Origin of the sequence: Andreesenia angusta (assembly GCF_001855385.1) — a bacterium.
GTDB classification, from domain to species: domain Bacteria; phylum Bacillota; class Clostridia; order Tissierellales; family Gottschalkiaceae; genus Andreesenia; species Andreesenia angusta.
In genome coordinates, this window is the sequence record NZ_MKIE01000034.1 from 1 (window position 1) to 953 (window position 953).

1 protein-coding gene is annotated in these 953 nt (G+C 42.5%); it reads left to right on the forward strand.

The features are described 5' to 3' along the window. Window positions 1–5 precede the first annotated feature (5 nt). Complete coding sequence (gene ftcD / locus EUAN_RS12065; protein ID WP_071064847.1) at window positions 6–950, forward strand: glutamate formimidoyltransferase; 945 nt, start codon at window positions 6–8, stop codon at window positions 948–950. Window positions 951–953: the final 3 nt, after the last annotated feature.

Below are 953 nucleotides of genomic sequence, written 5' to 3' on the forward strand. Positions count from 1 at the left end.
AATAAATGGCAGATCAAAAGAAGTATATCCTAGCTGTACCTAACTTCAGTGATGGAAGAAGAGAAGACGTTATAGAAGCTGTAACAGGAGAACTAAAAGGAATCGAAGGAGTTAAGCTTGTAAGCGTTGAGCCAGAGCACGACTTCAACAGAACAGTTGTAACTGTAATAGGAGAGCCAGCACCACTTAAGCAAGCTCTTATAAACATGGCAGCTAAGTCGATAGAACTTATAGACATGAGAGAGCAAAGCGGAACTCACCCAAGAATAGGAGCTCAAGATACAATTCCTCTATTCCCATTCAGCAACACAACAGTTGAAGAGTGTATAGAGTTAGCTAACGAAATAGGAAAAGAGCTACACGAGAAGACTGGAGCGCCAATATTCTTCGCAGCGGACAATGCAGCTACAGAAGACAGAAAAGCACTAGCTTTCATCAGAAAAGGACAGTACGAGGGACTAAGAGACCTTCTTAAAGAGATCAAAGACGATCCATCAAGAGCGGACGAGTACGAGTCAAGAAAGCCAGACCTATCAAAAGACGGACTTCTATCAGACACAGCAGGAGCTACAATCTGTTCAGCAGAAGCAGAAGGACTTACAGCTTACAACGTGTTCCTAAACACAGAAGACGTAGAGACAGCTAAGAAGATAGCTAAAGCAGTTAGAGGACCAAGTGGTGGATTCTCGACTACAAGAGCGGTTGGAATCAAGTTCCCAGAGTACGACGGAGTAGTTGTATCTATAAACATGTTCGACTGTGGAGCTACACCAGTATACAGAGTATTCGAGCTAGTTAAGCAAGAAGCTAAGAGATACGGAATAGCAGTAACAGGATCAGAGATAGTAGGACCAATAAAGCTAGACTACGTGATCAACTCACTAGAGTACTACCTAGGACTACAAGGATTCAGAAAAGAGCAAATACTAGAAACTCACCTAATGGGATAGTTT

Excerpts from the sequence above, each read along its gene's own strand:
- ftcD (WP_071064847.1), top strand. The coding sequence starts at position 6 with ATGGCAGATCAAAAGAAGTATATCCTAGCTGTACCTAACTTCAGTGAT.